Consider the following 25,595-nt stretch of genomic DNA (forward strand, 5'->3'; position numbering starts at 1 on the left):
CCCAAATGAAACCTCACGTTCAACGAAAAATTAACAATATTATTTACGAGATTAATGCAATCTCAAGAGAGCTAGATCAGATCTCGAATGATGTTAACCGAGAATTTAAGGGCATTGGTTCTGTAAAATGTGCCACTAGCCTTCAGACTGCTGCAGATAAGTATCGCAGAGTTGGCTATGAGCTGAGAAGAATCTAAAACTACTAAGTTAGTAACATAGTAAGCACCTTGGGCTATTTAGTCCCAGTTGTTTAATATATTTATCCACTTTAAAGGAGGTGAAAAAGAATGGCGCGTTCAATTACAGTTGATCCAGCTAAATTAGAAACTGCTGCAACTCGCATGGACCAACAATCTGCTGATTATGAGAGACTATACAAAGCTCTTTATACAGAGGTTGAAGGCATGGGTGCTGCGTGGCAAGGTACTGATAACATGGCATACGTATCCCAAATTAAGGGCTTCATGGATGACTTCCAAAAAATGACGAACTTAATGAGACAATACTCTGAATTCTTAAAACTAAGTGCAAAAACATACCGCGAAACTCAAAACGAAGTTGTAAACCAAGCTAGACGTTTAACAAACTAATTTTGTTGTTTCATATTTTCATAGACAAAGGAGGTGCCCCAAATGGCAGTTGATGGAATTAAGATTTCCCTTGGTGAGGTTAGTAAAACAGCCGGCCAAATCCGAAACCTAAATCAAAACCTTGCAACTACATTAGAAGACATTAAGAAGGAAATGAACGGCTTATCAGCTACATGGAACTCTGATGCTTCTAATACAATCCGTGCTAATTTCAATGCATTAGCTCCAAGGTTCGAAGAATATCGCCAAGTAGTTGACAGCTACGCGAAATTCTTAGACAACACTGTTACAAACTATAATGCAGCAGAAACAGCAATCAACAATAACGCAAGCGCATTTAAATAAGAAACATGTGAGGAGGGTAATCGGCTCTGCTAATTACCCTCACTTTTAACAATCCGATAAATTTCCAATAAGAGAAATAAAAATATGAGTCTGGAGTGCAAGAGTGATGATAAAACAGGTTGATTTACATATTGAGAATTACGGTATTTCAAAATTCATATTTTACAAGGTTCCTAATCAGCTAAGAGTGGATTTCAATGAGGCTGACAAACTGAAAAGTAACCAGGTGCCTGGTCTTTTACCATGCATTGTAATTAATAAGGACGATGAGGCATTCTTTCGCTATGATGTTGTGTCTGAAATCACCCTTGAACAACAAGCTACAGAGCAGATGACGAAGGAGAAGTTACTTGGCTATTTTTCGAATATCGTTGAAACATTAATTGAGTCAGAAAGAATCGGGTTTAATGTGAACAACTTTGTTTTTGATGAGAGACACATCTTTATTGATAATTTTTCAAACAGATTAATCCTACTATATATGCCTATTAAAAATAATATTTTTGAAAAGGTATCAATTCGTGAATTTTTTACCACCTTCCTACACTCACACTCCTATGATGAAAATGATGAATTGTCCTTTTTTGTAAAATTACATAATTATTTTGCAACGTCACAGGAAATTAATTTATATGCTCTTCAAAAGAAACTGCATGAACTTGTGAGTTTTACTGCTGCTCAGGTACAACCTAAAATACCTATTCAGGATGAAGAACCAAAGGCTCCTAATTACTATAGTCCGAGCGGTTATGAAAATGAAGTGAAATCGTCTGCTAAAGATGGAGTGATTACATCTGAATATAGTTCTAAAAAGGTAGATAAGAAGACAAGTCAGAAACTCGAGATTGAAGAAGAGGTTCAATATAAGCGCATTACCCGTACTGAGCTTGGAGAAGGAAACTCAATATTAGCTGGGGGTACATCAATCAATATTAAACCGAATGTTGGTAACCGGGTTTCAATTGAGGCTGATTATCCAGAAGAAGAAGGTACAACTGTACTTACTGCCAGCCAAGAACCAGAAGAGGAAGAGGGTACAACAGCGCTAGGCGTGGGAACTTCCTTTTACCAGCAACCTTTTTTACTTTCAAAAAAGAACAATGAAAAAATCGCGTTAACAAAGAACGTATTCAAAATTGGAAGAGATCCACTTCAAACGGATTACACGTCAAATAACAAAGTTGTTGGCCGTGTACATGCAGAGTTCATCTCTGATAACGGTGAGTACTTTATCATGGATAAGGAATCCAGGAATGGCAGTTTTCTAAATGGTAAAAAGCTAGACCCAAACAATAAAGTCAAGATTAAACATGAGGATATGATTAAGCTTGCGAATGAAGAATTTGTGTTTAAGTTATTTTAATTATTTGAGGTAAGGTCGTGATGTAATTGGCATTTATGCATGCATATCATACAGACATTGGAATTAAGAAGAAGACGAATCAGGATGCCTTGCTGATTAAAACGGCGAAAACACCTGATGGATATGTAGGACTATTCGTTGTTTGTGACGGCATGGGTGGCTTAGCGCATGGAGAACTGGCAAGTGCAACCGTTGTTCGAGGACTCTCGGATTGGTTTGAAAATCAACTTCCAGAACTACTTCATTCAGAACAGCTCGATGCAGATATCCGTGAAGCCCTAGAAGTCTGTGTGAAGGAACAAAATGAAAAAATACTAGAGTATGGCGGGCAATCCAATATACAAATTGGAACAACATTAACTGCTTTACTTATCATCCAATCCACCTATTTTATTGTTCATATAGGCGATAGTAGGGCTTATCAGATACAACAACAGGTTGAAAAGTTGACAAAGGATCAAACCTTAGTTGCAAGAGAGGTGGAGCGCGGCAATATAACAGAGGAACAGGCTCTTCAGGACCCGCGTCGCAATGTCCTACTACAATGTGTAGGTGCAACAAAGGATTTGGATGTTGTTATTTTAACAGGTGAAACAAGTCCAGGAACACTCTTCTTACTTTGCACGGATGGATTTTACCATAAAATCACCGAAGACGAATTACTAGATGAACTACGACCAAATCAATATTTAAATGAAAAACAGTTAAAATACAAAGCTATTAAACTAATTGATGCAGTTAAGGAACGGAGAGAGGTTGATAATATTTCCGTTGTCTTAGCACATGTTGTTTAACTTTATTCAACAGAAGTCCCCTTCTTCTATAAGTGGGGGATGAATGCAAATGGAGTATACAATTCAGTCGGGGGGCAAACTCCGACTGAATAAAGTTAAAGCCTCCGGCGGATGCCACGATTTTTAAGAGGAAATTTTCGAGCAAGCTCGAAAAAAATCGGGCGCAAATACGCCAAGGCGCATTTGATTAAACATGGCTATTTTGTAAGCAAAAGTGTCCATCAGTTCTGGGGGAATTACAATTGATTAAGATAGGAACATTTATCGATGATAGATACGAGATACTCAAGGAAATTGGCCGCGGTGGGATGAGTATTGTCTATTTGGCAATGGACAATCGTTTAAATAAATCCCTTGTTGTAAAGGATATTCGCAAACGCGGTAACAGCAATAATGAACTGCTCATTAATAGTTTAGTAGTCGAAGCGAATATGTTAAAGAAGTTAGACCATGGAGCTCTTCCAAAGATCTACGACATTATCGAGTCTGAAGGTGATATTTATGTCGTAATGGACTATGTCGAAGGGGAATCTCTTAAGCAAAAGCTGCAGCGGGAAAAAGTGATTGGGGCAAAGGAAGTTATAGATTGGGCGAAGCAGCTGAGTCAGGTACTTGGTTATCTTCACACAAGAAAGCCACATCCAATTATTTACCGTGATATGAAGCCGGATAACGTTATGCTGACACCAGAAGGCAAAATCAAACTTATCGACTTCGGGATTGCCAGAGAATTTAAGGATGAAAGTTTAACTGATACGACCAATCTTGGAACAAAGAGCTATGCAGCACCTGAGCAATTATCAGGAAAACGTACGGATGCAAGGACGGATATTTATAGCTTAGGACTTACGTTATATCACCTAGTTACGGGTAAAAGTCTAAATGACCCACCGTATGAGGTTAAACCAATTCGGCATTGGAATCCTTCTCTTCCTGAGGGGCTCGAACATATCATTTTAAAATGTACCCAGGCAGAGCCTGAAAATCGGTACCAAACCTGTGAAGAACTATTTTATGACTTGGAAAACATCAATAAGCTAACAGCAGGCTACCGAAAGAAACTATTCAAACAGCTATATTTATTTTTAATTCCAGCTACACTGTTTCTCGCTTTTTCTACAACAACGGTCTTTGGCTATAAGGGAATGAAGAGCGAACAATTCCAGGATTATATGGGCTTGGTCAATGAATCGAGTATTTCATTGATTGAAGGAAATGACACGGATGCTATTCAACTTTTAGAAAAAGCAATTGCTGTTGATAAGGGGCGAGCCTCTGCTTATATTAATCTACTTGATGTCTACATTAACCGTAATGAGGTTGATGCCGGTCTTACAAAGATTGAACAATATGTTAATGACGAATATGGAAATATCCATAAAAATAGTGAAGTCTTATTTAAGTTAGGTATGACCTATTTTGATAGAAAACGGGACTACCCGGTTGCTTTGAAATATTTTAAACAAGTCGATGCAGAAGATATTCCAGATGCGACTTACTATAAAACGCTTGCTACCACATTAGGTGGAATGAACATTGATTACAATGAGTTCTCAGACAACCTACTGGAGTTTGAATCGTATAATGACAACCTGCCAAATGATTCTAAAAAGGTAGATAACTATAATTCGTTAGCGAATATTTACATCTCCTATAAAGGACAAATTCCTGAAGCAAATACGAAAGCAATAACCGTTGTTCAAAAAGCAAAGGATGTACTGGCGTTAACTGAAAATGAATCACTACAGTTAAAGTACGAGATTGATTTTGAACAAAAGCTTGCACAGGCTTTTTATAGTAGAGGTGTGAATGTAAAAGCGGTTGATCAAGTTGCTGCTAGAGAGGACTTTGAGCAGGCAGTTGAGCATTATAATCTCTTACTAGACTTGAACGTACCAAACGTAGAAGAGGTCATGGTCAATTTAGGCGTTATTTATCAAGAGATGGGCGAGTACTCTCAGGCTACAGAACAGTTTCAAAAGGTAATTAAAATGTTCCCGGAAAGTCTGAACGCTTATGTTAAGCTAGGGAATCTTTTACTAGATGTCGAGCAAGGAAAAGATGAGGCTCAGCGTAACTACAGTGAAGCAAAGAAGATATGTGATGAAGCAGGTAAACTGGAAGGTGCCAAAGAAAATGAGGCATATAAAAAGCTTATGAGAAGAATGGCGAATTTGAATATATCGTAAAGGACTTTTATAACGAATGAATAAAAAAACTTCTACTAATAAATTTTCGTGTCTAGCTCCAGCGCCTAGCCCCTCGAGGTCGCTTCACCCCTCCTGCGGCGGTACAGTCTACTCGGGGTTCCGACGCACAGGACGTGCTAGTGCCGACGTTGCCACAGGACGTGGCGACTTTAGTCGGCCAGCGCTTGTCGGGGCTGACCAAGGCGCTTGCGCATTTCGTTTTGAAAGGGGGGCTGTCAGTTGGAATATCAGATTATGTTTTATGGAGGATTAGCAGGAGCAATAATCACTCTCATTATATCAATTATCGTTTTTATGAAACTTAAAATCTCACAGGTGCTGACGGACATTACAGGCTACCGCTCTCGGAAAAAAGCAAGTGCAGTTACTGGTCAATCTAGACGTACCGATACAGAAACAAAGAAAACAACTAGCGAAATAAAACTTCGTAAAAAAGATGTTCCTGCTGCAGTGGAAGATACAGCAATTATGAGTCAGGAACTGGAGCCAACAGCTATTCTGCCAAATGATCAGAAATACATGGCACCAACGGAGCTTTTAGTTGAAAAAGAAACTGCGGCTTATATGGAAGAAGAAACCTCGATATTAGGTACTGATGATGAAGAAACAATGCTTTTATCAGATGATGACGATGAGACAACACTTCTGCAAGACGAAGATGAAACAACGATTCTTACAGAAGGTGATGGAGAAACCGCATTGTTGAACGTAACAAAAGAAAAATCAAATTTTGAAATAGAAGTGGATGTAATGATTATCCACACAAACCAAGTAATCGAAAAAAGGGGGGCATTTAGTCAGTGATAGGCATGATATCAAGAAGTTATCGAAAAAATAAAACTGTATTTTGGATACCGGCTGTGTTGTTGGTTGTATTGTCGGTAGCGTTGTTTAGTGGGAATGTATTTTCAGAAGGAGATATTGAGAGAAAGGTCATATTTAATAATGATGAATGGGATATTTCAGAAGACTTTACAAAAGAATGGCTCTCAAATCAAGACCAGATTACTTTTAAGGTGGATTTGACGGAAGACTATCAAAACTATTTGGAGTCAATAAAAGTTCCAGAAGAACCACAGGAAGAAGAACTAAGTAACCCTGGCGGTGATGGTAGCGAACCAGAAAACCCGGTAGATGGAACAGAAAATAGTACGCCTGGTGAGGAACCAGCACCTCCTGTTGTAGGTATTCCTTTTTCAGCAACTACTGAAATTGGAACAACGTCAATCAAGGAAGTTGAAACTGATGGAGCGTTTCAAGGCTTATATGAGGTTACTGTCACTGTGCCTGCTGAAACTGAAGATTTAGTTATTCCAATACATATTGATTTTGCAAATAATGACTGGAATATTCCTAATGACGTGGCAGCATCTTTTTCAATTGAAAGAGATACAAGTGCTCCAGGAATCTCCTTTACTGGAGTAGGCGAAGATAATCCAATTGAATACAAAGATGTTGCAATAAAAATCAGTATAAGTGATGAGAATTATAATCCTGCAAATGTAAATGTAACTGTTAAAAAAGATGAAATAGATTTTGTTATTGAGGATGAACTTGATTGGAGTTCGGGAGAGGAAACAATTACTTTTAAGCAAGCTGGGGATTATGTAGTAACAGTAACAGCAACGGATAAAGCCGGGAATGTTACGAATCCTCCTGCAACAAGATTATTCTCAATCTACAAGAAGGAAGCGGAATTTAATATTAAAAATAAAACTAGCAATGGTTTTTACAATGGGAATGTAGAAATTGAAGTAATAAATGATATCAGAATGTCTAATTTTGAGGCAACAATTGAAAAAGATGGTATTCCAATTACAGTCACACCGAATTTTTCAATTGGAGGGAGAAAAGCAACTTTAAAACTACAAGATGAAGGAGCTTATCAAATCAAGGTTTCCTTTAATGATAGAAGGCAGCAGGAAAAATACGTGCTTGGTCCGCACACCTTAACAATTGATAAAACAAAGCCTGTTGTAACAATTGCTGGGGTGACTGAAGGTAACAAATACAAGGAATCAAAAGAAATCTCTTTTAATTTAACTGAGAAAAATGAAGATACAACTAAAAGACTATTAACAGTTAAACGCAATGGTACAAAGTACCTTGAGGTAAAAGGTGTAGAGGCTTTTTCAAATCGAACTTTTACTGAAGATGGCAGTTATGAAATAGATGTAACCTCTATTGACCTAGCAGGAAATGAAGATGATTTTAAACCGGTTACTTTTACGATTGATACAACTGCCCCTGAACTAGCCATTACAGGTGTAGAAAATAATGGTTATTATAAAACTGATAGAGAAGTAGTGATGACTGCATTTGATGAGTTGACTCTAAACGAGACTAAAATTAATGCGGTAATTGAAAAGGTTGGCGATTCAGAGTTTAAAGCAGATGTAACATTCTCAAAAAAATCGGGTACTACAGCTGAAGCAAAGTACTCTTTTAAAAATGATGGGGAATATCGTATTACTCTAAATTCAACTGATGATGCAGGAAATACTGCAACTGAAAAGACTGTTACTTTTACAATGGATAAAACAAAACCTGTTATTAATGTAACTGGGGTAGAGAATAACTCTAGATATGCCGAGGATAAAAATGTTCAGATTGATGTAAGTGATATAAATCTTGAGGATGCTGATGTAGCAGTACTTAAAAACGGCAAAGAGTATACGATCGATCCACTTGAGGTGAAAGATGGTGCGGCTACAACTTCACACTTATTCACTGCAGATGGCGTATACCAGCTTCAAATCAGTGCTAAGGATAAAGCAGGAAATCAGCATTCGTCTACTATACAGTTTACAATCGATAAATCTGTTCCAGAAATTTTATATTCAATTGTAAATGGAACTTACTTTAATGAGAATCAAGTAAACTTGACTGTTTCGGTTGAAGATTACACACCGTTCCTTCCAGAAATAACAGTCATAAGAAAGCATAATGGTGAAACAACAGAAATTCCAACTGGTGAATGGGCTGACGAGGTTGTATGGTTATTTACACAAAGAAAAACGATAAACCTAGTAGACGAAGGGGAGTATTTTGTAACGGTAACAGCTACGGACTACTTTGGAAAAGAAAGTACAAAAGAACTAGCGTTTACTATCGACCGTACGTTGCCTGAAATTTCAGTTGCAGGTATTCCGAATAAGGGATTTGTTCAAAAGAACAATCAGTTAACAATTAATATAGATGACCTACATTTTAATTCGGACTTACTAGAGGTTAAGGTCAATGGCAAAGTAGTGGAAGATGCTAATTGGGAAGAAACAGAAGCAGGTTATTTGTTTACTCAAACCTTTGAGAAAGATGGAGAATACGAGGTCATTGTAAATGCGGAGGACTTTGCTGGAAACAAAGCAAATGAAAAACAACATACATTTACGGTTGATAATATTGCACCTGTTATAAAAATTGACGGTGTGAAAAACGGTACCTATTACGATAAAAAACAAAAGGCAACAATTAAAGTAAATGAACTAAACTACAAAAATAATAAAGTTACTATTAGTGTTACAAGAAATGGAGGCTCTTATCCATTTAACGAATGGAAGAACCAGGATGTGGAATCAAGTCTTGAAATACCTTTCAATGATGATGGAGATTACGTTGTAACGGTAGCAGCTACTGATGCTGCGGATAATAGTGGGGAGAAGCAAGTGGTAGCATTTACCGTAGACGAAACGTACCCTGAACTCGAGATAAAAGGTGTTGAACATGATTTCAATTACAAAGTAAATAAAGAAGTTGAGTTTATTGTAAGAGATACAAACATTGACACTACTTCACTTCGCGTTACAAAGAATGGTAAGGACTATCAAGTAGGATCATTTACTAAGTCAGGTTCAGTGGCAAGTCTTACTCATACATTCAAAGAAGAAGGTGAGTATGTACTTAACTTTGAATCTACTGATAAATCAGGTAATAAAACAAAGCATAATCAAATTTTGTTTATTATCGATAAAACAAACCCAGTTGTAAAAATTGATGGAGTTGATCATCAATCTTTCAATCCAACAGGTAAAAGAGTTACTGTATCGGTTGATGAACTGAACTTTACTACTAATGAAGTTGAATTAACTGCAACAAAAGATGGGGCTACCTTTAATATTGGTGCTTGGAAAAACTCTAGTAAACTATCTAGCCTAAGCTATAACTTTAATGACGACGGTTTATATACAGTTGGCATTAGAGCTACGGATAAGGCAGGAAACGGACCAATTAGTGCAAGCAAGACATTTACAATCGATACTACAAAGCCAGCAATTGAAATTACCGGTGTAGAGAATGCTCAACATTACAATATTGATAAACCAGTAAATGTTGCTATTAGGGACGTAAACCTAGATGTAAATCGTATTACTGTAACAAGAGATGGAAGAGGCTATAACGCTGGTGCTTTCTCAGTTTCGAACAATACAGCTAGACTAAGTCATAACTTCAGCCAAGAAGGTGACTATGTGATCCAAGTAGCAGCAATTGATAAGGCTGGAAATGAATACAGTCAACAAATTGCTTTTACAATCGATAAAACAGATCCTGTAATAACACCTAAGTTTAGAGGTCAAAGCCGTGTGATTACGGATGGCGAATATATTAATGAAGTGTTTACACCTGAATTTGCACTTGCTGAAAGTGAAGATACGATAGTTTCTGTTACATTAAATGGATCGAATGTTACAGGAAGAGTTCCAACTGCGTCTCAAGAAATAACATATAACTACAATGTGGTAGCCAGAGATAAAGCGGGTAATGAATCAACCCTTCAAATTAGCTTTATCGTTGATACCACAAGACCATCGCTAACTATTTCTGGGATATTGGATGGGTTCTTTAATAAAAACCAGGCACCAACTGTTAACTTCTCTGACCGATATTTAGATCGTGAACGTTCATATGTTACATTGAATGGCCGCCCGTTTGAAAATGGAATTACCCTTGAAGACGAAGGTGATTACACATTAAAAGCTGAGATATTTGACTTAGCGAATAACGTTTCAGCACGTACAATTATATTTACAATTGATAAAACATCACCAGTAATTAAGTTTTCAGAACCAATTTCAAATGAGTACTTCAATAAAACAATTATGCCTGAACTATTAATAGAGGATATGAGTGCTTATGATATCATCTCACTAACTTTAAATGGTCAACCATATAATCTTGGAGACCCAATCGAAGAAGAAGGAAAGCACGTATTATTCTTTGAAGTAAAAGATAAAGCGGGTAATATCCAGCAGTTAAGCGTTGAATTCATCATTGATAAAACAGCACCAGCTGTTGTGTATGAAGGCGTAAAAGCAGGCGAAACGTACCATGACCCTGTAACAGTTTCAATTAAATTAGATAATCCAACTGATGACCTTAAATCCGTGACAATTAATGGTGAGCTTTTTGAAGCAGATGTTACAAATGAAGATGGAAATCAAGTCATTACAACAACGTTATCAGAGATTAATACGTATAAAATAGAAGTTCATGCAACTGATGTTGCGGGGAATGAACATACTGAGGAAATTTCCTTTGAAATCGTTGAGAAAAGCGTACTTGTTAAGTTCTACGAGAATAAAACTCTATTCGCAGGAACAATCGTAGGTCTTGCAGGAGCTGCTGCTGCAGGAGCTGTCGCACTAAGACGAAGCATCATCCGCCGTAGAGACGCGAAAAATGTGTAATTACTGAAGGGTATAAGTTGGTAAAGTCCTTTAAAATAGGTATCCGCTTAAGTGGATACCTGTTTTTTATGAATAGTTTTATTATAGGAGTAAATTTTAGAAGAATTGAACGTAATATGATAAGAATATTGAAATGGGGTAACTTACGGTTACTCCATTTTCTTATGCCTCAAACAAATAAAGTGCAAATTCAGGGGAATAACACAATAGTGTCCGCCTGAGGTGGACAAATCGGTGAAAGTGTATTTCTGTGGTGCCTGGCACCAGACTGATTTAGGTCTTTCCTCTCATTCCTCACAGATTTATTATAATTTTTACATGAAGTTTACAGGCTATTAATAGAATACAGATAAGATTGGTTTAGAAGCTTAGAAATAAATAGTGGAGGTACGTATGAGAGGGAAACGTGTGAGGAACAAGTTTAAAAAAGGGTTAGTGTTTTCTGTTGTGCTAGTAATGTTGCTTTCAAATGTTAGTTTTACAAGTAATTCAAACCCTGTGTATGCTGAGAAAACGGATGAGACCACAAACGCAACTCCACAAGAGAAAGCAGAAAATAGTACTAATAAGACACAAGAAGAAACAACTCCAGAGATGCCTACAGACGAATCCGAGGCAGGACAGACAACACCTACAGAAGAAACCAGTGATACCCCGGAAATTCAGCACACACCAGTTACTGAAGTAAATTCATCAGAAGATATGGTGATTACTGCTGAGATAACAAGTTCAACTGAATTCAATGCCTCACTTCACTATCAGATTGCAGAAGGTGAAGAATTTAAAATTGTTCAAATGAACCTGCTGGAAGGCGCAGCCTACCAGGCTATCATTCCACAGGAGGAACTTTCAACTAACAATTTACGCTATTACATAGCTGTCACACAAACAAATAGTGAAGTAGTTTTCCCGAAAGGTGAGCCTATTGAGGTAGTAGTTTCTCAGGAATATCAATATACTACTGAAGAAATAGCACCTTCATCAGAAGCAGATTATAATAATCTACCTCACTTATTAATTACTGAAATCTCACCAAACACAGCAGGCGGTGGAACTGATTATTATGAGTATTTTGAGCTATATAACAATACAAATCAACCACTACCTTTATCAAATTACTCATTCATCTATCGATATACTGATACCGGAAATGAACTGCCCTTTTTACTACCAGTCACTACAATAGAACCACAACAGACACTTGTTTTTTGGTTCAATAACGGAGATAAAACACTATCGGACTTCAATGCAAACTTTGGTGCGGAGCTAACAGGGAATCAGGTTGTACAATTCAAAGATGCATTCCCTGGGTTTGCAAATGGAGGAAACCGTGCCATTGCAATAAAGGACCATACGGGTATGGAGGTCATATCAGCCAGCTATCTCAGCGGTGAAAGTGATAATACCGGAGCGGTTATTGAATACAAATATCCAACAACAAGTACTGAAATGGAGAAATACCAGGTATTAACCTCACCAACACCGGGGAGCATCGAACTAGTTCAAGTGCCGGAAACACCAGTAACTCTACCTGATATTCCAGAGGACACAGAAGCACCAATTATTACTCACACACCTGTGACTAGGAGCCAACCATTAACTCCGGTATTTGTAGAAGCAAATGTAAAAGATAACATTACAGTTCCGATCGTTACGCTTCATTATAAAAAAGAAAGTGATCCTGATTTTTCAACGATTCCGATGACTCCTAATGGAGAAACATACACTGCAGAGATTCCTAGCTTTGATGTATACGAATCGATTATCTATTTCATTGAAGCGACAGATGGTGTGAATTCTAGTCATACGGAGCAATACTCCATTCAGGTGGAGCAGCCTGATGTTGAGTATGAAAAAATACCGTATCTACTAGTTACTGAGATAGTACCTGATTCTACAAATGTCGGTTCATCTGATGGGTATGAATTTATTGAAATCTATAATAACAGTAATAAGGATTTAAATTTTAAGGACTACAAGCTGTATTACCGATATGGGACTGACCCAGCGACAGATGTGGTTTGGCCATCTATACCTGAGGATGTTATCGTACCTGCTGGAGAAACACTGGTGTTTTGGATTATTAATTCCCAAAACACACAGGCTACTGTAGCTGATTTTAATGCGAACTATGGTTCAAGCTTAGTTGAAAATAAAAATATCGTTAAAATCTTTAGTGATGGAATGGCAAACGGCAGTATGCGTGGACTAGTGGTTGGTACAAATACTCATAAAGAGATATCAGTTGCATACTACAATGATGAGCCAAATGTAGATGATACCCATGCAAATAAAGGAATCATCTATCAATATCCATTAGATAAATCAACAGTTGTAAAAAAGGTCGGAATACTGGATGCGACGCCAGGTCAAGTAGAAGGATTCCAGGTCCCTGGTAAGCGCGTTCAAATGGAGGAGGATACAGTTCCGCCTACTATCGAAAACCTAACAACTGTAACAGAGGTTAATCAGAAGGACAATATTGATATCGTAGCTAACGTAACTGATGATAAAGAAGTAAAATCAGTACGCCTCTTTTACAAAATAGATAATCAGGACACGTATCGAGAAGCAATTTTACAAGAAAATTTCGATGATTTACTTTATCATCATACAATTTTCTCACCTGATTTAATTGGTAATCAGTATGTTGACTATTATTTTGTAGTTTCTGATGGCAGTACAGAGGTCACAAGTGAAACCTACCGCGTGACAATTACAAATGATCTTGATTTCTCAAGCTTACGAGTAAATGTTAAAAATGATGAGTTGCTCATTGGAGAAAAGGTACTAAAGGCTACCTCTGCAAAGGATGGCCCAGAAGATATTAAAATGTTTATCGATGGAAATGAAATAAAAGATGGATTATATCAATCCGTTGAGCATACCGCTTACTTTGCGTTTGATGTTAATGGCCTCAATACGTATTTTCAAAATGCTGTAACAATGGGTGAAGAAGTTCTTTACATTATGGATGACGACTGGCTAACACAGTGGAAGACGTTTAGTATTCCAATTTCACCTGAACGCCTAGCTGTTGGGGATACAGTTATTACAGTGCGGTCAGGAAATAAGGCGTCGCCATTTGATTTAGGTTCAGCAGAAAACCGTGATGATTATGATTTGAAAAATGTCCGCCTCGTACTCGCAGATGGAACAATCATTAGAGACCCTGCTTACAGTGACCAAAATCAAATTTTAAAAATGAATGATGCAAACCCATTTGTTGATTTTACATTTTCAATTTCTAATAATGAAGCACGATCAAGAACCTATAAGTGGGACACAACTTCAGTTAAAGATGGAAAACATACTGTAAAAGTCCAAGATATTGATGAAGAGGTAACTGCCCAAGTAGTTGTAGATAATACATCACCTACTATCAAAACCAATATAAAGGATGGAAAAGAATACAAAGGTTCCTTTTCAATTAATGCAGATGTAAAAGATAAGCTATCGGGTGTTGAAAGCTTTCATGTAATGCTGGATGGAAAAGAAATTGAAGTTCCTTTTGAAACCTCTTCTTCAGAACTAACAGCCGGGAAGCATGAGCTACTTATCACGGCAACTGACCTAGCGGGTAACAAACAGAAGAAATTAGTTGAGTTTACAGTAGTAGATGAAAATCCAGACTCACCAGAGGTAGTGTCACCATCAAATAACGAAACAGTCGGTGGTGACCCGATTTTACAAGTAATGGTAACAGATCCAACCGAGGATAAATTAGATGTTACCTTTTATGAAGGATATAAGTATGATGTGAGTTCAAACGGGAATGTGAGTGGTTTTAAAAATGCAACTGATTTTGAGCCGCCTCTTGAAATGATTCCTGCAGGAGAACAGGCTTTTTCATCCGAGGAGATTTCGCTTGTTGCAGAGGAGGACGGTAACTATTTAGTTTCAGACTCAGATACTCAGTTTCCATACCAGCGTTTTGATGTAACTGTGGACGATTCGGTTGACGAAAATGACAAAGTGGAGCTTTTTTGGAAAGGGAATTCTCTTGAAGGTAGAAAAGTATCGATGTACGCGTGGAATTATGCTTCAGCAAAATGGATCTTAATTGATTATCAAGTTGCCAATGGAACAGAAGATTTTGAGTTGAAAGGACCAGTTGCTGTTGGAGAGTATGTTAAGGATTCAAAAATAAACGTACTTATTCAAGATGAAATCCCAAGTACACCGGATGAATATGATTACACATTTGTCTGGATGTCAGATACTCAATTTTACTCCGAAAGCTTTCCTTATATTTATGAAAGGCAAACACAGTGGATTGCGGAAAAGCAGAAAGAGTTGAAGATTAAATATGTTTTCCACACAGGCGATTTAGTGAACAAGTCAACTCAGGAATATCAATGGAAAAATGCCGATACATTTATGAAGGTGCTTGATGACAACCAAATTCCTTATGGAGTATTAGCAGGTAACCATGATGTGGATCAAGTAAGCAATGATTATACAGAGTACTATAAGTATTTTGGAGAGCAGCGATTCAAAGATAAACCATACTATGGTGGATCATATTTAAACAACAGAGGTCACTATGATCTAATCTCAGCAGGCGGAAATGACTTTATTATGGTGTATCTAGGCTGGGGTGTAACAGATGAGGGCATCCAGTGGGTAAATGACGTGCTTGCTGCACATCCAGACCGAAAAGCGATTCTAAATTTCCATGAGTACTTACTGGCAACCGGTTCAAGACATCCTCTCGGTGAAAAGCTTTATAATGAGATTGTCGTTCCAAATCAGAATGTAATCGCGGTTTTAAGTGGCCACTATCATGAGGCGCAAACCTTAGTAGATGAGATTGACGATAATGGAGATGGTGAACCTGAACGTCTAGTTACACAAATGCTTGCAGATTATCAAGCAGGACCAGAAGGTGGTCAAGGATATATGAGACTGCTTCACTTCGATCAAGATAACAATCGTATATTGGTAAATACGTATTCACCGTATCTAGAGGACTATAACTACTATGAACCTGGCGCATTCCCTGAAAAAGATGAGTTTGTTATTAATATGGACTTGGCCCCAAGTAAAAAACGAGTTGCTACCGACTATTTTGCGGTTAATGTATATACAGACAATATAATTGCTACCGACAAAGCAAAAAGTGGAAGTATTGCAGAAGCGGTTTGGCAAGGATTGGAGCCTAGTAAAACATATTCATGGTATGTAGTAGTGGAGGATAAGTACACCGGAAGAACAGTCTCTGACATCTGGACCTTTATCAAAGGGAAAGATAATGGTCAATCAAGCAAAAAACAGAAACAAAACAAGTCTGGCAGTGACTAACATGTAAAAAATTAATTCTCTGGGCACCCTTTTGGGTGTCCTTTTTTAGACGTTTTAGTAGGTGTGTCCGTCTGGGGTGGACAAATCGGGGATAATGTATTTTTGTGGTGCCTGACACCAATGTGGATTTTGGGGATATGTGGATAGGTTCATGCGCAAAGGAATATGTTTTGTAATATTTATTCATTACTTGTTGCAAACTAGGGGTAGTAGGGTATATTTTGTTGCTTTACCACGTTATATTGCTGGCGTTTACAGGGTTTTTAAGCCGTGATATACTTCCAAAGGTTATTGATTCTAGTGGTGTTTAGAGGTTCAAAAAGGAATAGTTGGTAAGATTCTTCTAAAACAATCTTGGATTGATTTTACATGGAACAAGTACAATACAAGGGCATGTTCCTAAACCTTGCATCTATGGAAGTTATCAAAAAAAAGAGAAACTTTTTGAAAGAAAGAAGAGTTTTCTTTTAACGGGGGTTTTAACATGTACAAAAAAAGACGTCAGCACAATATAAATCCAAAGCTCCAGATGGTAAAGGAATATATATACATACTACTTGGTTCAGCTATAGTTGCACTGTCATTTAATTTGTTTTTGCTGCCAAATAAAGTTGCGTCTGGAGGAGTTAGTGGAATAAGTACAATTATGTATGCAGTTCTCGGTTGGGAACCGGCATATGTTCAATGGGCATTTAATATTCCACTTTTTATTGCAGGCGTCATATTCCTGGGAAAGGTGTATGGTATTCGAACCTTAATAGGAACACTATTTTTACCACTTGTAGTGTTTCTATCTCGGAATTTAGAGCCTGCTACACTTGACCCTTTATTAGGTTCTTTGTTTGGTGGAATTGGTGTCGGGTTAGGATTAGGAATTACATTCCGTGGGAACGCCTCTACAGGTGGGACAGACTTGGCTGCTCAAATAGTACATAAATATACAGGGATTTCCCTTGGTAAATGTGTTTTGTTAATAGATGGTCTAATTGTACTAGCAGCAGCAATTGTATTTAATATTGAAAGTGGTTTATACGCATTAATAGGTTTGTTTGTAACAAGTAAAACGATTGACCTTGTACAAGTGGGTCTGGGCTATTCAAAGATGGCTCTTATTATTACAAACAAGCAGGATGAAGTTCGTCAAATGATTTTTGAAAAGCTGGACAGAGGTGTTACAAAGCTGTCAAGCTATGGTGGATATACTGACGATGAACGACCAATGCTTATGTGTGTGGTTGATCAGACAGAGTTCACAAAATTGAAACAAGTGGTTCGAAGCGTTGATACTACTGCGTTTGTCGTAGTTATGGATGCTGCAGAGGTATTAGGTGAGGGTTTTAAAAGGGCGTAGATTGGGTATAATAATATTTGTATAATGGTAAATATTTTAATAGGGGGTAAATTTTGTGAAACGTAAGCTACTAGGCTTTTTATTAGGCACTACACTTGTATTCTCTCTAGCTGCTTGTGGTGGGGACGACAATGCTACAGATGAGCCAGCAGGTGATGGTGGAGCAACCGCTGCAAACGGAGAGGAAATCTTCCAACAAAACTGTGCAGCATGCCATGGTAAAGACTTATCTGGTGGAGCAGGTCCAACATTACAAACAATTGGATCGAAATACTCAAAAGACGAAATTGCTGACATCATTGAAAATGGTCGTGGTGCAATGCGTGCTGGAATCGTTCAAGGTGCAGAAAAAGATGCAGTTGCTGAATGGTTAGCAGGTAAAAAATAATACCATAACAAAAACTCTTTGTTTCGGCAAAGAGTTTTTTATTTTGTAAAGAGTTTTCAAATTTAGACTTAGTTATCGTTTTTTTCTTCTAAAACAAGCAATTTCTACCACAGACATAACTTCTAAACCCTACAAAACTAACTCTCGACAAACTAACCTATACCATCCTCAACGTAGTGAAATCAAAATGTAATATTTTTGGTCTTATTTTGACGAATTTTGATGTTATAATGGAGAATGTGAAAAATAACGCGATTTTTGACGTTTTCTATTTCGCAAAGTTTTGATATGCTCTATAAGTAAATATATAACCGAACCAAATTGGGTTTCTCATACATTTAGAAACTACAAAAAAACGATTATGGGTGATTTCATAATGATAGAAATGCAAGATGTATATAAAAAGTATCCTAATGGCGTAGTGGCTGTTAACGGTATAAATGTGAAAATCAAACAAGGTGAATTCGTTTATGTGGTTGGACCAAGTGGAGCTGGGAAATCGACGTTCATTAAAATGATGTATCGTGAAGAAAAGCCAACTAAAGGTTCAATTATGATAAATGGAATTAATCTTGCAAAGCTAAAAGAAAGCAAAGTTCCTCTCCTTCGTAGAAATATTGGAGTTGTGTTCCAAGACTTTAAGCTACTACCACGTTTGTCGGTATATGAAAATGTAGCGTTCGCGTTAGAAGTAATTGAGGAAAATCCGAAGAATATTAAAAAGCGTGTAATGGAAGTATTAGATTTAGTAAAGCTAAAGCATAAAGCTAGATTTCTTCCACAAGAGTTATCCGGTGGGGAGCAGCAACGTGTTTCAATTGCACGATCAATTGTTAACTCACCTGGCGTGATGATTGCTGATGAACCGACAGGAAACCTTGACCCGGAAACGTCTTGGGAGATTATGAATATATTTGAAGAAATTAACTTCCGTGGTACAACAATTGTGATGGCGACACATAACCGTGAAATTGTAAATACAATTAAAAAACGTGTTATTGCTATTGAAGGCGGAAAAATCGCGCGTGATGAAGTAAGGGGTGAGTATGGTTATGAAGATTAATACTTTTACCCGCCACCTCAGAGAAAGTACCAAAAATCTTGCCCGTAACGGTTGGATGACTTTTGCATCCGTGAGTGCTGTAACTGTAACCTTAATTTTAGTTGGAGTATTCCTTGTTCTAATGATGAACTTGAATAGTATGGCAACCTCACTTGAAAAAGATGTTCGAATCTCGGTTCATGTAGATTTAACAGCTACAGAGGAAGAACAAGATGCATTGAAAAAAGAAATAGAAAAAATTACGCAAGTCTCATCCATTACATTTTCATCAAAGGATCAAGAACTCCAAAGCATGATTGACAGTTTTGGTGAGGATGGACAAATATTTAAGCTTTATGAACAAAGTAATCCACTTTATGATGTATTTGTAATCAAAACAAAGGAACCAAAAGACATTGTTACAGTTGCTGAAAAAATTGAGACCTTTGATTTCGTGCACAGTGTAAACTATGGAAAAGGTAAAATTGAAAAGATTTTTAGTACAGTTGATGTATCTCGTAATATTGGATTAGGGTTAATTATCGGGCTTCTTTTTACAGCCATGTTCTTAATCTCTAACACAATTAAAATTACAATCATTGCTAGAAGAAGAGAAATTGAGATTATGAAGCTAGTTGGCGCTACAAACTCGTTTATTAGATGGCCATTCTTCCTAGAAGGGTTATTCTTAGGTATTCTAGGCTCAGCAATTCCAATTGGTATAATTCTTGGTTCTTACAACTTCCTGTATGATTTAATTCAACCACAGTTGAGTGGTACCTTCTTAGAATTGTTACCATTTAATCCATTTGCCTTCCAAGTATCTGGTTTATTACTTGTTCTCGGTGCATTTATCGGTGTATGGGGAAGCTTAATGTCTGTTCGTAAATTCTTAAAAGTATAGAGTTGAAAAAGCACATCTCTTTTTGGGGTGTGCTTTTATTTGCATCAATAGGGTATTCACCTACTCTATTTTAGGTACTTACTTCTGGGAGAATCCTAACGTACTAGTAAAATTAATCAAAAAAAAACACAACATTGTTAGTCACATAAACAAGTTGTGCAGGTTAAGCGATTGATTTTTTTAATTTTATTTTTGTTCCACACTCGCAGCTGATCGTATGCTTAAGTGATTTAATTTCAGTTTGACATTTTGGACAAATCTCTTTGACTGAATTCAATATTTCACCTTCTTTTGTACTTGTTATTGATTTTGACATGTTGTACATAATCCGTATACTTCCATTTGATGAGAGCGGATCTTAAATTGAGTTAGTTTGCAGGCTACATGTTCAAGCTCTTTTAATGGTGGAAAGTTAAAGTCGATAATTTCCCCGCAGGACTCGCATAAAATATGATAGTGATTTGGTTGATTCGCTAGTTCATATTTGCTTAATCCGTTACCGTAAGGCAATTCTTTTAATATCCGCAATGATACAAAGAGTTTCACATTGTTATAGATAGTAGCAAGGCTTATATAAGGCAGTTTGCGGTGGATATCTTCAACAGTTGGATGCCCCTTTAAAGATATAATGGTTTGTAAGATTAAAGTTCGCTGAGGTGTAATGCGCAATCCACGTTCCTTTAGAAATGGTATAAGTTCAGTTAGTTCTTCTTCCACAATAAACATCCTCTGTAATCGTAATATTTATATTATATTCTATAAGATTTACTTCTAAAGTTCTATGAAAAGACCTCAATTTCCTCTAATATCAGCGATGAATCAAATTAAATCTAGTAAAAGCATAGGTATCCGAGTGTGAAGCCGGATACCTAGAGTGTGAGAATAAAATGAAGAATAATAGGTTTGCTTTATCTAATTATGCTAGAACTTCAGCAGGTATTTCTAAGCCAGACCTTGTGCGATACGAGTTCCGTATTCAGAATCTGCTTTGTTGTTTTGGTTATCTCCGACTGGAGCTCCCCCAACTTGTAGTTAGTCTATTGTTATGTAACGAGATCACCTCTTCTTAGATGTTTTTCATTACGAATACAATGATAACACTTCTTAATAAAAAATCAATACTTTTTTATAATAATTATAATTAAAGAATGGGTAAAATAATGGTTCTTTTGATTGGAGTCTCTGCTTAGCTATATTTAGTAATGGGAATAGGATGTTAATCTACAAAAAAGTAGAGATGTACCATGGAACTAAAACTATCAATTATCAACTAGGTATTAATTTTTACTTACATTTGAGAATAAGTGAAGAATGATTATAAAGAATTCAGCTTGATACATAAATGAATGGTAAATGGAAATAATTAGATGGTAATTTATTGAAGTTAAAGGAGTGCTGAAATGAACGAGAAAAAACACCATGGAACAAATGTGGAAGGTGTGGGAGGACCTGGCGATGACCGCTTAGGTACGGGTGAATCAATGGACTCTCTAACAAATCGACAGGGACATCCTGTAACGGATAATCAGAACATCCGTACAGTTGGCAATCGCGGACCTTCAACACTTGAGAATTACGATTATATCGAAAAAATTTCACACTTTGACCGTGAACGTGTACCAGAACGTGTTGTTCATGCCCGAGGCGCTGGAGCACATGGGTATTTTGAAGCCTACGGAAAAGTAGGAGATGAGCCGGTTTCAAAATACACACGAGCAAAATTATTCCAGGAAGCTGGTAAAAAAACACCTGTATTTGTACGGTTTTCAACAGTTGCTGGTGCCATGGAGTCACCTGAAACTGCGCGTGACCCTAGAGGTTTTGCCGTTAAGTTTTATACTGAGGATGGAAACTGGGATTTAGTAGGAAACAATCTAAAGATATTCTTTATCCGTGATGCAATGAAGTTTCCTGATATGATTCATGCATTTAAGCCGGATCCGGTATCAAATCTATCAAATCCTGAGAGGATGTTTGATTTTTTAGCCAATACTCCTGAAGCAACACATATGATTACATTCCTGTTCTCACCATGGGGAATTCCGGCAAACTATCGCCAAATGCAAGGATCTGGAGTAAATACATACAAATGGGTAAATAAGGATGGCGAAGCGGTACTTGTAAAATACCACTGGGAACCGATAAAGCAAGGAATTAAAAACCTTACGCAAAAAGAGGCAAATGAAATTCAGGCAACCAACGTTAGTCATGCCACTCAAGATTTGTACGAAGCAATTGAAAAAGGTGATTATCCTGAATGGGAGTTATGTGTTCAAATCATGAGTGACGATTATCATCCGGAGCTGGATTTTGATCCACTTGATGATACAAAACTATGGCCAACTGATAAGTTTCCATTCTTAAAGGTTGGTAAAATGGTATTGAATAAAAACCCTGAGAATTACTTCAATGAAGTGGAGCAGGCTGCTTTTGGAACGGGTGTATTAGTAGATGGTTTAGATTTCTCTGACGATAAAATGCTACAAGGAAGAACATTCTCTTACTCAGATACACAACGCTACCGTGTGGGGTCTAACTATCTGCAACTACCAATTAACGCTCCGAAAAAGCGTGTCGCTACAAATCAACGAGGTGGTCAAATGTCTTACCAAGTGGATACGCCTCCTAGCGGAAATCCACATGTCAACTATGAACCATCCACTATCGGTGGTTTGAAGGAAGCAAAGCAGGAAGGCAAAGTGCATGAGCCACATTATAATGACAAGTTAGTTCGTGAAAAAATTGACCGGCCAAACGATTTCGGACAAGCTGGTGAAACATATCGAAGCTTTGAAGAGTGGGAAAGAGAAGAATTAATCCGTAATTTGGTTGATAACCTTAAGATTTGTCGGCCGGAAATACAAAATAAGATGCTAGAATACTTCACAAATGCTGATGAAGATTACGGTAGACGTGTAAGAGAAGGATTATCTAAGGCGATGGAACTGATGAAGGATGCTGACCATACGAGTTCTGCAGCAGCTGATAAAGCTGTCGACAAGGCTGAAAACATGGGCCGCGAAGCAGATCCTTATTAATGTCTTATGAGTGAAAGATTGTGGCGGTAGATTCTGATTGAAAAGCAGAACTGCTAAAATCTATTGTGAAATAAAAGCCGAATGTGGATAATGTTGAAATTGTGGATAACTCCATTCTAAGAATAGTACGACAAGAAAAGAGCCATAAAAGGCTCTTTTTACTGTTCGAGTAAAGCCTGTCAGGCAGCGAAACAGCGGCTTTTTTGGAAGATAAAAAGCAGTGTGAAGTGTCCTCCGTAAAAAGACAAATGTATTTCTGTGGTGACTGCCACCAATGTGGGTTTTGTGGATAATGTGGATAAGTTATACCCATAGTCATTGTTAAAGGTCGAGTAACTAAAAAAATTTGTTTGAAGGAGTTTTCCCGATTCAGACAAACGTTTGCCTTATTTTTGAATTGCTTGTGGTTATTGGGGTAAGGCGTTAAACAAACGTTTGTTTAACGCCTATATTGCATTTAAACCAGAGTTTGATTGAATTTCCCATTAAACAATGTATCCGCTAAAGGACGACGGTTATTTGGCTGTTCACGTTCTTGCAGGTTTTCAGGAAGAACTTCCTTTTCTCCTTGGTAGCCAATTGCGATTACACATTGAATTTCATAGTCGTCTGGAATTTGTAGTGCTTCTCTGGCTTTGTCTCTGTCAAAACCGCCCATTGCATGTGTAACTAATCCTTTGTTCGCGGCTTCTAAAGCAAGATAACCAAAAGCAGTACCTGAATCGAATGCATGGTAACGATTCTCCCCATTGTCTGTTGTCTTTTTTGAAATCAATAGGGTTAAGACAGGAGCCTTTTCACACCAGACAAGATTTCCTGGGTTAATGAACGTATGGAATAGCTTGAGATCTGCCTCTGATTTTGCAACGATAAATCTCCATGGCTGAAAATTGTTGGCAGAAGGTGCCCAGCGTGCAGCTTCGAAGACACTTAAAAGGTCAGCTTCAGGAACCTCTTTCTCCAAAAATGAGCGAGGTGACCATCTGTTTATAAATAATGGATTAACTTCATATTGTGCTTCGCGTGTATTTTCTGATTTTGTTTTTACTTGTGTCACAAAATTCTCCTCCTTTGCAGATACTTCTATTTTAGCTTCAAACATTTTGTTTTTCCAATATAGTGTTTCCACTAAGCTAAAAATAGATTGTTACCTAACAGGAAATAAGGTACATTCTATCTATCATTCGTTACAAATTAAGGAGAATATATCATGTTAATAACAGAGCGTTTATGTTTAGTTCCATGCACGTTGGCATCTTTTACTGATTCGAATTATCCCTTATTAGATCATATCCAATATGCACTCAACCAAACAGAATCAGACCAAAGTACAATTGGTTGGTATGTATGGTTGGCGAAACGAAAGGAAGACGGTAAAACGGTAGGGGACATTGGTTTTAAAGGTAAGCCTGTCAACGGAACCGTTGAAATAGGTTACGGGATTGATCCAGACGAACATAACAAAGGCTATGCAACGGAAGCTGCAATTGCTTTAGTAGAGTGGGCATTTTTACATGAGGCAGTTAGAAAAGTTCAAGCGGAATGTGATATAGATAATGTTGCGTCGATTCGTGTTCTAGAAAAGCTCGGTATGAAGCGGATTGAGGAAATGAAGGGAATGATTTACTGGGGGTTGGAGCGGTCATCAGTTTGAAATCCCAGTCTGGATTAAGAAACAAACGGGGATTTGAAAATACACAATAATATTTTACAAATAAAGGGAGTTTACGGCCTTTAAATAAAGAATACAGCTGTTAGGCCGCAAACACAAACACTGTCGTTATCTTAGATTTACTGTCGTTATTCAAAAAATACGGCTGATAGCAGCAAAACACAGAGTTACCACTCCGCCATTTTACAAAAAACTCCACAGCTCTTTCACAAATGCATAACTCGTTCTCTTGTAACCCATTCTCTCCTCATAAAAACGATGGGCATCTTTACGTTGTAAACCAGAGCTTAAAGCAACTGAGGAACAACCTAGATTCTCTGCCAGTTCATGTATATATAAAAGAAGTGCTTCACCATAGCCTTTTGAACGGCTCTCCTCATCTGTTACAAGGTCATACACATAAATATGGTTCCCATTATATAGATTGATCAAATTAATGACACCTGTTACGGCACATACCTTATTTTCGTCAATCAACGCGAATAACCGATAACCTTGTTTACTCATTTCTGTTAGCATCTGGATGTACATGTCCTCGTCTAAATGTGTTCGTAGCTGATTCATCACAGGAAAAGCAGTTAACCATTCTTCAACAGTTTTTAATTCACAAATCTCATATCCCATAGTCTTCACTCCTTAAAAACACTTTTCTATATCATACATCACCAACTTTCGGTGAGAGTACAGAAAAAGTATTTTTCTTTACATCATTCAAAAAACTTCTATAATAAATAGTAGGAATATCAAGAAATTTCACATTGATTTTTACTCATGTAGGCAGGCACTCGAGATTTTCTAATCATAACTGGTACAAGCTTTTCATATAGTAAAATACCAAGGCATCGCACTAAGCATGTGTGGTGCCTTTTCCGTAACTCTGGTAGGATAGTTCAAAAGTTAGATAATGATT

18 protein-coding genes are annotated in these 25,595 nt (G+C 37.4%); 15 read left to right on the plus strand and 3 right to left on the minus strand.

What is annotated here, in order from left to right; translation table 11 throughout:
• The first annotated feature begins 5 nt into the window (after window positions 1-5).
• The 13 genes from AB3M96_RS20050 (at window position 6) to ftsX (ending at window position 19,975) form a co-directional block, all read left to right on the plus strand.
• Entirely contained in the window at window positions 6-197 is a 192-nt protein-coding gene (locus AB3M96_RS20050; RefSeq protein ID WP_412969381.1) for a hypothetical protein, read from the plus strand.
• A 90-nt stretch (window positions 198-287) separates the two neighbouring features.
• Complete coding sequence (locus tag AB3M96_RS20055) at window positions 288-590, plus strand: WXG100 family type VII secretion target (RefSeq protein ID WP_412969382.1); 303 nt, start codon at window positions 288-290, stop codon at window positions 588-590.
• A 42-nt stretch (window positions 591-632) separates the two neighbouring features.
• Complete coding sequence (locus tag AB3M96_RS20060) at window positions 633-935, plus strand: pore-forming ESAT-6 family protein (RefSeq protein WP_412969383.1); 303 nt, start codon at window positions 633-635, stop codon at window positions 933-935.
• A gap of 106 nt (window positions 936-1,041) precedes the next feature.
• The gene (locus AB3M96_RS20065; RefSeq protein ID WP_412969384.1) at window positions 1,042-2,298 is read left to right on the plus strand and encodes a DUF6382 and FHA domain-containing protein; all 1,257 of its coding nucleotides are present in this window, start codon (window positions 1,042-1,044) and stop codon (window positions 2,296-2,298) included.
• A gap of 35 nt (window positions 2,299-2,333) precedes the next feature.
• Window positions 2,334-3,092: a PP2C family protein-serine/threonine phosphatase gene (locus AB3M96_RS20070; protein ID WP_412969385.1), complete on the plus strand. Its 759-nt coding sequence runs from the start codon at window positions 2,334-2,336 to the stop codon at window positions 3,090-3,092.
• A 242-nt stretch (window positions 3,093-3,334) separates the two neighbouring features.
• On the plus strand, window positions 3,335-5,281 hold the full coding sequence (locus AB3M96_RS20075; protein WP_412969386.1) for a protein kinase domain-containing protein: 1,947 nt from the start codon (window positions 3,335-3,337) through the stop codon (window positions 5,279-5,281).
• Between the two features lie 240 nt (window positions 5,282-5,521).
• Window positions 5,522-6,106, plus strand: a complete 585-nt coding sequence (locus AB3M96_RS20080; RefSeq protein ID WP_412969387.1) for a hypothetical protein — start codon at window positions 5,522-5,524, stop codon at window positions 6,104-6,106.
• Between the two features lie 5 nt (window positions 6,107-6,111).
• Complete coding sequence (locus tag AB3M96_RS20085) at window positions 6,112-10,986, plus strand: Ig-like domain-containing protein (RefSeq protein WP_412969432.1); 4,875 nt, start codon at window positions 6,112-6,114, stop codon at window positions 10,984-10,986.
• Between the two features lie 393 nt (window positions 10,987-11,379).
• On the plus strand, window positions 11,380-16,290 hold the full coding sequence (locus tag AB3M96_RS20090) for a lamin tail domain-containing protein (protein ID WP_412969388.1): 4,911 nt from the start codon (window positions 11,380-11,382) through the stop codon (window positions 16,288-16,290).
• Window positions 16,291-16,774: 484 nt separating this feature from the next.
• Window positions 16,775-17,641: a YitT family protein gene (locus AB3M96_RS20095; RefSeq protein WP_412969389.1), complete on the plus strand. Its 867-nt coding sequence runs from the start codon at window positions 16,775-16,777 to the stop codon at window positions 17,639-17,641.
• A gap of 55 nt (window positions 17,642-17,696) precedes the next feature.
• A complete protein-coding gene (cccB, locus tag AB3M96_RS20100; protein ID WP_412969390.1) occupies window positions 17,697-18,029 on the plus strand; it encodes a cytochrome c551 in 333 nt (110 codons plus the stop codon).
• Window positions 18,030-18,405: 376 nt separating this feature from the next.
• Window positions 18,406-19,092, plus strand: coding sequence for a cell division ATP-binding protein FtsE (gene ftsE / locus AB3M96_RS20105; protein WP_412969391.1), 687 nt, complete (start codon window positions 18,406-18,408; stop codon window positions 19,090-19,092).
• A complete protein-coding gene (gene ftsX, locus AB3M96_RS20110; protein ID WP_412969392.1) occupies window positions 19,082-19,975 on the plus strand; it encodes a permease-like cell division protein FtsX in 894 nt (297 codons plus the stop codon). The genes ftsE and ftsX overlap by 11 nt, the downstream gene beginning before the upstream one ends.
• A gap of 300 nt (window positions 19,976-20,275) precedes the next feature.
• Here the strand turns inward: ftsX and AB3M96_RS20115 are convergent, their stop codons facing one another.
• Entirely contained in the window at window positions 20,276-20,692 is a 417-nt protein-coding gene (locus AB3M96_RS20115) for a Fur family transcriptional regulator (RefSeq protein WP_412969393.1), read from the minus strand.
• A gap of 764 nt (window positions 20,693-21,456) precedes the next feature.
• On the opposite strand from AB3M96_RS20115, the gene AB3M96_RS20120 reads away from it, so the two are divergent.
• Entirely contained in the window at window positions 21,457-23,013 is a 1,557-nt protein-coding gene (locus tag AB3M96_RS20120; RefSeq protein WP_412969433.1) for a catalase, read from the plus strand.
• Window positions 23,014-23,470: 457 nt separating this feature from the next.
• Here the strand turns inward: AB3M96_RS20120 and AB3M96_RS20125 are convergent, their stop codons facing one another.
• The gene (locus AB3M96_RS20125) at window positions 23,471-24,070 is read right to left on the minus strand and encodes a nitroreductase family protein (RefSeq protein ID WP_412969394.1); all 600 of its coding nucleotides are present in this window, start codon (window positions 24,068-24,070) and stop codon (window positions 23,471-23,473) included.
• A gap of 153 nt (window positions 24,071-24,223) precedes the next feature.
• Here AB3M96_RS20125 and AB3M96_RS20130 point away from each other — a divergent pair, with 153 nt between their 5' ends.
• Entirely contained in the window at window positions 24,224-24,667 is a 444-nt protein-coding gene (locus AB3M96_RS20130) for a GNAT family N-acetyltransferase (RefSeq protein WP_412969395.1), read from the plus strand.
• Between the two features lie 201 nt (window positions 24,668-24,868).
• On the opposite strand, the gene AB3M96_RS20135 is transcribed toward AB3M96_RS20130, so the two are convergent.
• A complete protein-coding gene (locus tag AB3M96_RS20135; protein ID WP_412969396.1) occupies window positions 24,869-25,309 on the minus strand; it encodes a GNAT family N-acetyltransferase in 441 nt (146 codons plus the stop codon).
• Window positions 25,310-25,595 lie beyond the last annotated feature (286 nt).

This window comes from Ferdinandcohnia jepli (assembly GCF_047246645.1).
GTDB lineage: Bacteria > Bacillota > Bacilli > Bacillales > Bacillaceae_L > Ferdinandcohnia.

What these genes read in the sequence shown, in the direction of transcription:
- ftsX (WP_412969392.1), top strand. Translation starts at nt 19,082, where the DNA reads ATGAAGATTAATACTTTTACCCGCCACCTCAGAGAAAGTACCAAAAAT.
- AB3M96_RS20085 (WP_412969432.1), top strand. Translation starts at nt 6,112, where the DNA reads ATGATATCAAGAAGTTATCGAAAAAATAAAACTGTATTTTGGATACCG.
- AB3M96_RS20060 (WP_412969383.1), top strand. Translation starts at nt 633, where the DNA reads ATGGCAGTTGATGGAATTAAGATTTCCCTTGGTGAGGTTAGTAAAACA.
- AB3M96_RS20130 (WP_412969395.1), top strand. Translation starts at nt 24,224, where the DNA reads ATGTTAATAACAGAGCGTTTATGTTTAGTTCCATGCACGTTGGCATCT.
- AB3M96_RS20050 (WP_412969381.1), top strand. Translation starts at nt 6, where the DNA reads ATGAAACCTCACGTTCAACGAAAAATTAACAATATTATTTACGAGATT.
- AB3M96_RS20135 (WP_412969396.1), bottom strand. Translation starts at nt 25,309, where the DNA reads ATGGGATATGAGATTTGTGAATTAAAAACTGTTGAAGAATGGTTAACT.
- AB3M96_RS20055 (WP_412969382.1), top strand. Translation starts at nt 288, where the DNA reads ATGGCGCGTTCAATTACAGTTGATCCAGCTAAATTAGAAACTGCTGCA.
- AB3M96_RS20095 (WP_412969389.1), top strand. Translation starts at nt 16,775, where the DNA reads ATGTACAAAAAAAGACGTCAGCACAATATAAATCCAAAGCTCCAGATG.
- ftsE (WP_412969391.1), top strand. Translation starts at nt 18,406, where the DNA reads ATGATAGAAATGCAAGATGTATATAAAAAGTATCCTAATGGCGTAGTG.
- AB3M96_RS20070 (WP_412969385.1), top strand. Translation starts at nt 2,334, where the DNA reads ATGCATGCATATCATACAGACATTGGAATTAAGAAGAAGACGAATCAG.
- AB3M96_RS20090 (WP_412969388.1), top strand. Translation starts at nt 11,380, where the DNA reads ATGAGAGGGAAACGTGTGAGGAACAAGTTTAAAAAAGGGTTAGTGTTT.
- AB3M96_RS20120 (WP_412969433.1), top strand. Translation starts at nt 21,457, where the DNA reads ATGGACTCTCTAACAAATCGACAGGGACATCCTGTAACGGATAATCAG.
- AB3M96_RS20065 (WP_412969384.1), top strand. Translation starts at nt 1,042, where the DNA reads ATGATAAAACAGGTTGATTTACATATTGAGAATTACGGTATTTCAAAA.